Annotated in this window: 3 protein-coding genes; all 3 read left to right on the top strand. The window is 67.7% G+C overall.

Features of this window, described 5'->3' with window-relative positions:
- Positions 1-175 precede the first annotated feature (175 nt).
- Positions 176-5,542 carry a polyketide synthase Pks13 gene (pks13, locus tag ABW137_RS11320; RefSeq protein ID WP_526399875.1) on the top strand — a complete coding sequence of 1,789 codons (5,367 nt, stop codon included), beginning with the start codon at positions 176-178 and terminating at the stop codon, positions 5,540-5,542.
- The gene (locus ABW137_RS11315; protein WP_526399873.1) at positions 5,539-7,116 is read left to right on the top strand and encodes an acyl-CoA carboxylase subunit beta; all 1,578 of its coding nucleotides are present in this window, start codon (positions 5,539-5,541) and stop codon (positions 7,114-7,116) included. The genes pks13 and ABW137_RS11315 overlap by 4 nt, the downstream gene beginning before the upstream one ends.
- Before the next feature lie 133 nt (positions 7,117-7,249).
- The coding region (locus ABW137_RS11310) for a serine/threonine-protein kinase (RefSeq protein ID WP_526399871.1) at positions 7,250-8,084 on the top strand (835 nt) is incomplete at its 3' end.

Genomic DNA, 8,084 nt, shown 5'->3' with positions numbered 1-8,084 from the left:
CGCCGGGCCTGCCGCTCGGCGTACCTCGACGGCTCGCTTCGCAGCGGCAAGATCGCGAACGACTTCCCCGACCAGTCGGACTGACGTGGCCGACGCCGCTTCGTCGCCCAGGGCCGCAGACGCGGCGAAAGTGAATAGTGATGAGCGCTTGCGGGAAGAACCGAGGACAGTGAACATGACTGACGCAGGGAACGATTCGCCGAGCGCCCCCGACAACAAACCGGTCCGCACCGACAAGACCGTCGCCGAACTTCGCGAGTACCTGCGCAACTGGATCGCCGACGCGACGGGGCAGCCCGCCGACCGCATCGACGAGTCGGCGCCGATGGTCGAGCTGGGTCTGTCGTCGCGGGACGCGGTCGCCATGGCCAGCGACATCGAGGACCTCACCGGTGTGACTCTGACGGCGACCGTGGCGTTCCGCCACCCGACCATCGAGTCGTTGGCGACGGTCATCGTCGAGGGTGAGCCCGAGGACGTCGAAACCGGTGCGAGCGACGAGGATTGGTCGCGCACCAAGGACGTGGACGATATCGCGATCGTCGGCATCGGCACCCGCTTCCCCGGTGACCTGAACACCCCCGACGAGATGTGGACGGCGCTGCTCGAGGGTCGCGACGCCATCACCGACCTGCCGCCAGGGCGCTGGGAGGAGTTCCTCGACGAACCGCGAATCGCCGAGCGGGTCGCCAAGGCGCGCACGCGCGGCGGCTACCTCTCCGACATCAAGGGCTTCGACGCCGAGTTCTTCGCGCTGTCGAAGATGGAAGCCGACAACATCGATCCGCAACAGCGGATGGCGCTGGAACTCACGTGGGAAGCGTTGGAGAACGCCAGGATTCCAGCCTCCAGCCTGCGCGGCGGGTCGGTCGGCGTATACGTCGGTGCCTCGAACAACGACTACAGCTTCCTGTCGGTGTCCGATCCCGCGGTGGCGCACCCGTACGCGATCACCGGGACGACGAGCTCGATCATCGCCAACCGGGTGTCCTACTTCTACGACTTCCGCGGCCCGTCGATGGCCATCGACACGGCCTGCTCGTCGTCACTGGTGGCCGTGCACGAGGGCGTGAAGGCGCTACGCGCCGGCGACGTCGACGTGGTGCTCGCCGGCGGTGTCAATGCGCTCATCACCCCGCTGGTCACCATCGGCTTCGACGAGGTCGGTGGCGTGCTGGCGCCGGACGGCCGGATCAAGTCCTTCTCGCAGGATGCCGACGGCTATGCCCGGTCCGAGGGCGGCGGCATGCTGGTGCTCAAGCGCGTCGCCGATGCCCGCCGCGACGGTGACGACATCATCGCCGTCATCGCAGGCACCGCGGTCAACCACGACGGTCGCTCCAACGGTCTGCTTGCGCCCAACCCGGACGCGCAGGCGGACGTCCTGCGCAAGGCGTACAAGGATGCGGGCATCGACCCGCGCACCGTCGACTACGTCGAGGCGCACGGCACCGGCACCATCCTCGGTGACCCGATCGAGGCCGACGCGCTCGGCCGGGTGATCGGACGGGGCCGCGCCGCTGACCGGCCCGCACTGCTCGGTGCGGTGAAATCGAATGTGGGACACCTTGAGTCGGCGGCGGGTGCAGCAAGCCTCGCCAAGGTCGCGCTGTCGCTGCGCAACGACAAGCTACCGCCGTCGATCAACTACACCGGCCCCAACCCGTACATCGACTTCGACAAGATCCACATCAAGGTCAACGACACCGTCGCCGACTGGCCGCGCTACAGCGGCCATGCCATCGCCGGTGTTTCCGGGTTCGGCTTCGGTGGCGCCAACGCCCACCTGGTGGTGCGCGAGGTGCTGCCGTCGGACCTCGTCGAGCCGGAGCCGGTAGTGGAAGTCGTTGCACCGCAGGCAACGTCGGATGCCAACGCGGTCTACGTCGGAGGCGTGCGGGTCGACGAGTACGGCGACCTGATCGACGACGATGATGACGACGCCGACGACATCGGCGTGGAGGCGCTCGGCGATGGCGAGCCCGCACTCCCCGGCCTGACCGACGAGGCACTGCGTCTGCTGGAGGTGGCACGCGAGGAGCTGGCCGCCGCCGAAGCCGAGAATCCCACGACTCCCGTTGTGCCATTGGCTGTTTCGGGATTCCTGACCTCCCGCAAGCGCGCCACCGCCGCGGAACTGGCCGACTGGATCGACGGCCCTGAGGGCCGCGCGTCGTCACTGGAGTCGATCGGCAGGTCGCTGAGCAGGCGCAACCACGGCCGGTCCCGCGCCGTGGTGCTGGCCCATGACCACGATGAGGCCGTCAAGGGCCTACGCGCCCTCGCCGAGGGCAAGCAGACTCCGTTGGTGCTGGCCGCCGACGGTCCGCTCACCAACGGACCCGTCTGGGTGCTCGCGGGCTTCGGTGCGCAGCATCGCAAGATGGGCAAGAGCCTGTACCTGCGCGACGAGATCTTCGCCGAGTGGATCAACAAGGTCGACGCCCTGGTCCAGGACGAGCTGGGCTATTCCATCGTCGAGCTGATCCTGGACGACTCGCAGGACTACGGCATCGAGACCACGCAGACCGTCATCTTCGCGATCCAGGTCGCGCTTGGTGAGCTGTTGAAGGCACATGGCGCGAAACCCGGTGCACTGGTTGGTCAGTCGCTCGGTGAGGCTGCGGCTGCCTACTTCTCCGGTGGTCTGTCGCTGGTCGACGCCACCCGCACCATCTGCTCGCGTGCTCACCTGATGGGTGAGGGCGAGTCGATGCTCTTCGGTGAGTACATCCGGTTGATGGCTCTCGTCGAATACTCCGCCGACGAAATCAAGACGGTGTTCTCGGACTACCCGGACCTCGAGGTCTGCGTGTACGCCGCGCCGACCCAGACCGTCATCGGCGGCCCGCCCGAGCAGGTCGACGCGATCATCGCGAGGGCCGAGTCGGAGGGCAAGTTCGCCCGCAAGTTCCAGACGAAGGGCGCCAGCCACACTCAGCAGATGGACCCGTTGCTCGGTGAGCTCGCGGCCGAGCTGCAGGGCATCGAGGCGCAGCCACTGCAGGTCCCGTACTTCTCCACGGTGCACGAGGGCAGCTTCATCCGGCCCGGCGGTGAGCCCATCCACGACGTCGACTACTGGAAGAAGGGCCTGCGGCACAGCGTCTACTTCACCCACGGCATCCGCAACGCCGTCGACAACGGACACACCACGTTCCTGGAGCTGGCCCCGAATCCCGTGGCGCTCATGCAGGTTGGGCTCACGACGGCCTCCGCTGGTCTGCACGACGGGCAGCTGATCCCCACGCTGGCGCGCAAGCAGGACGAGGTCGACTCCATGACGTCGGCCATGGCGCAGCTCTTCACCCACGGCCACGACCTGGACTTCCGGACCCTCTTTGCGCCAGGCGAGTTCGCGAACATCCCGCCGACCCGGTTCAAGCGCAAGCCGCACTGGCTCGAGGTCCGGTTCTCCGGCGACGGCTCGAACATCCTTCCCGGCACGCACGTCGCGATGCCGGACGGCCGCCACGTCTGGGAGTTCGCCCCGCGCGGTGCCACCGATCTGGGTGCGCTGGTGAAGGCGGCTGCGGTGCAGGTGCTTCCAGACGCCAAGCTGACGGCCTTCGAGCAGCGCGCGGTGCCGTCGGACGACGCCCGCCTGGTGACGACGCTGAGCCGTCACCCAGGAGGGGCGACCGTTCAGGTGCACGCCCGCATCGGGGAGTCCTTCACGCTGGTGTACGACTCGATCGTCAGCCGCGGCGGGCAGGCCACTGCGTTGCCGACGGCGGTCGGCAGTGGGGCCGCGATCTCGGCACCCGCGACCACCATGGAGCAGGCGCCGATGACCCAGGTCGTCGAGGACGAGCCCGAGGACGACGCGGCGATCCTGTCCGACAACCTCACCGCCGGTGCGGGTCTGGCCGCGGGCTTCGCCAAGTGGTCCCCCGACAGCGGCGAGACCATCGGGCAGCGACTTGGCACCATCGTCGGCAGCGCCATGGGGTACGAGCCCGAGGACCTGCCGTGGGAGGTGCCGCTCATCGAGCTGGGTCTCGACTCGCTGATGGCGGTGCGGATCAAGAACCGCGTCGAGTACGACTTCGACCTGCCGCCGATTCAGCTGACTGCGGTGCGGGACGCGAACCTGTACGCCGTCGAGAAGCTGATCACCTATGCCATCGAGCATCGTGACGAGGTCGGCCAGCTGGCGGAGGCACAGAAGACGCAGACCGACGAGGAGATCGCGGCCGCGCAGGCCGAGCTGATGGGCGGGGCCACCACGGTGGCCGAGCTCGAGGAGATGCTCGCCCAGAAGCAGGCCGAGGCCGAGGTCGCGGGTGCAGAGGCGCCTGCCCCTCCGGTCCAGGCGCCCCTCGAGACCGCGGGGATCGTCCCGCCACCGCCCCCGCCGCCGACGAATCCCGCCGGGCCCAAGGCGACGACACCGAATCTGTCGGGCGCCGCGCAGGTGCTCAACCAGCAGGCGATCTCGGAGGCGCTGAACTCCGACGTGCCGCCGCGCGACGCTGCGGAGCGGGTCACGTTCGCGACGTGGGCGATCGTCACCGGCAAGTCGCCCGGTGGCATCTTCAACCCGCTGCGCGCACTGTCCGACGAGGAAGCCGAGAAGATGGCGGCCCGTCTCTCCGAGCGCGCCGAGGGACCCATCACGGCCGAGGACGTGAAGAAGGCGCAGACCATCGAGGAGCTCGCCACCACGGTGCGCGAGTTCTTGGAGGCCGGTGAGCTCGACGGTTTCGTGCGCACCATCAGGGCGCCCCAGTCCGACGACGACGTGCCGGTGTACGTGTTCCACGCGGCGGGCGGGTCGACGGTGGTCTACGAGCCGCTGCTCAAGCGATTGCCCGCGGGCACCCCGATGATTGGCTTCGAGCGGGTCGAGGGCACCATCTTCGAGCGGGCGGCGCAGTACGTGCCGAAGCTGCTGGAGCTCAACGGCTGGGTCGAGGGAGCGAAGGGGAAGCCCTTCGTCCTGACCGGCTGGTCACTTGGCGGCGCGCTGGCGTACGCCTGCGCGATCGGGCTCAAGCAGCAGGGTGCCGACGTGCGGTTCGTCGGGCTGATCGACACGGTCCGCGCCGGGGAGGAGGTGCCTCAGACCAAGGAGGAGACCCGCAAGCGCTGGGACCGGTACGCGGAGTTCGCAGCGAAGAACTTCAACGTGGAGATCCCGCCGATTCCGTACGAGGAGCTCGAGGAACTCGACGACGAGGGTCAGGTCAGGTTCGTGCTTGACGCGGTGCAGAACGCAGGCGTCCAGATCCCTGGCGGCATCATCGAGCACCAGCGCACGTCCTATCTGGACAACCGGGCGCTGGAGACGGTCGTGATCGAACCGTACGACGGGCACGTCACGCTGTACATGGCCGACCGGTATCACGACGACGCGATCAAGTTCGAGCCCCGCTACGGCATCCGTCAGCCCGACGGTGGCTGGGGTGAGTTCGTCTCCGACCTCGAGGTCGTGCACATCGGGGGCGAGCACATCCAGGCCATCGACGAGCCGTACATTGCCAAGGTCGGCGCCCACATGAGCGAGGCGATCAACCGCATCGAGAGCGAGCAGAAGTGAGCGAACCTCAGGCCACCGTCACCAGCAAGGCACGCACCACCGCGGAGAAGCTCGCCGAACTCCGCGAGAAGCTCGAGCTGGCCAAGGAGCCCGGCGGTGAGAAGGCCGTCGCCAAGCGCGACAAGAAGGGCATTCCGAGTGCCCGCGCGCGGATCTACGACCTGATCGATCCCGGCAGCTTCTTCGAGATCGGTGCGTTGGCGAAGACCCCCGGCGATCCGAACGCGCTGTTCGGCGACGGCGTGGTGACCGGTCACGGCACCATCAACGGCAGGCCGGTCGGCGTCTTCAGTCACGACCAGACGGTGTTCCAGGGCACGGTCGGGGAGATGTTCGGTCGCAAGGTGGCCCGCCTGATGGAGTGGGTGGCGATGGTCGGCTGCCCGATCATCGGCATCAACGACTCCGGCGGTGCCCGCATCCAGGACGCCGCGACCTCGCTGGCGTGGTACGCGGAACTCGGCCGACGGCACGAGCTGCTGTCCGGGTTGGTCCCTCAGATCTCGATCATCCTCGGCAAGTGCGCGGGTGGCGCGGTCTACTCGCCGATCCAGACCGACCTGGTGGTCGCGGTCCGCGATCAGGGCTACATGTTCGTCACCGGGCCCGACGTGATCAAGGACGTCACCGGCGAGGACGTGTCGCTCGACGAGCTCGGCGGTGCCGACTTCCAGGCCAAGTACGGCAACATCCACCAGGTGGTCGAGGACGAGAAGGCGGCGTTCCAGTACGTCAGGGACTATCTCACCTTCCTGCCGTCGAACACCTTCGACTCCGAGCCGGTGGTCAACCCCGGGCTGGAACCCGAGGTCACGCCGCACGACCTGGAACTCGACGCCATCGTGCCGGACGCCGACAACATGGGCTACGACATGCACGAGATCCTGTTGCGGATCTTCGACGACGGTGACTTCTTCGAGGTCGCCGCGCAGGCGGGGCAGGCGATCATCACCGGCTACGCCCGCGTGGATGGACGTACGGTCGGCGTGATCGCCAACCAGCCGATGTACAACTCGGGTGCGATCGACAACGAGGAGTCCGACAAGGCGGCCCGCTTCGTCCGGTTCAACGACTCGTTCAACATCCCGCTGGTCTTCGTCGTCGACACGCCGGGGTTCATGGTGGGTGTCGAGCAGGAGCGCAACGGCATCATCAAGCGTGGGGGTCGCTTCCTGTACTCCGTGGTCGAGGCCGTCGTCCCGAAGATCACGATCACGGTCCGCAAGTCCTACGGCGGCGCGTACGCGGTGATGGGCAGCAAGCAGCTGACCGCGGACCTGAACTTCGCCTGGCCGACGGCCCGCATCGCGGTGATCGGCGCCGACGGCGCCGCCCAGCTGCTGGTGAAGCGCTTTCCCGATCCGGAGGCCCCCGAGGTGCAGAAGATCAAGGCGGACTTCATCGAGGGTTACAACCTGAACCTGGCGATTCCGTACATCGCGGCCGAGCGCGGCTACATCGATGCGGTCATCGAGCCGCACCAGACGCGGCTGAAGTTGCGTAGCGGCATGCGGTTGCTGCGGGACAAGCAGATTCAGCGCGTGCAGCGCAAGCACGGCCTGATCCCGATCTAACGCCGCCCCCACCCCCTCACCTGTGCACCTCCTGCCGCCCGTGCGCGTGTCGGTATGCGACACGCCGCGCAAGACTGGACCAATGCGCACGCTCGCGGATCGTCGACGAGACGTCGACCACTAAGATCTGCCCATGCCGCTAGCCGAGGGTCAGGTGATCGCCGACTACACCATCGTGCGGTTGCTCGGTGCCGGTGGGATGGGTGAGGTGTACCTCGCCAAGCACCCACGCCTGCCGAGGCACGACGCGCTCAAGGTGCTCGGCACGACGGTCTCCGCCAACGACGAGTTCCGGCAGCGCTTCGCGCGTGAGGCCGACCTCGCCGCGAGCCTGTGGCATCCGCACATCGTCGAGGTGCACGACAGGGGTGACTTCGAGGGCCAGCTGTGGATCTCGATGGACTTCGTCGAGGGAATCGACGCCGGCCAGCTGCTGGAAAGCCGTCCCAAGGGCCTGCCTGCCGAGGAGGTGGTGCGGATCGTGACGGCCGTCGGTGCGGCACTCGACCACGCCCACCAGCGGGGGTTGCTGCATCGCGACGTCAAGCCCGCCAACGTCCTGATCGCCAATGCCGGCGAGGCCGACGAGCGAATCATGCTGGCCGACTTCGGCATTGCCCGCTGCCAGAACGACAACAGCAGCCTGACCGGCACCAACATGACCGTGGGCACCGTGGCGTACGCCGCGCCGGAGCAGTTGATGGGCGGCGAGATCGACGGCCGGATCGACCAGTACGCGTTGGCGGCGACGGCCTACCAGCTGCTGACGGGGGCTCCACCGTTCAAGCACTCCAATCCCGCGGTGGTCATCAGCCAGCATCTGACGGCGCAGCCCCCGTCGATCGGGTCGCGCCGGCCCGAATTGTCCTTTCTCGGAGCGGTTTTCGACAAGGCGCTGGCCAAGTCGCCCGACGATCGCTACGCCAGCTGCTCGGCCTTCGCGAATGCGCTGGCGGGCAACCGGGTCG

It is taken from the genome of Mycobacterium sp. (assembly GCF_040509115.1).
Taxonomy (GTDB): domain Bacteria; phylum Actinomycetota; class Actinomycetes; order Mycobacteriales; family Mycobacteriaceae; genus Mycobacterium.
Note: the sequence above shows the minus strand (reverse complement) of the source record. Positions and strands in the feature narration are given on the sequence as shown.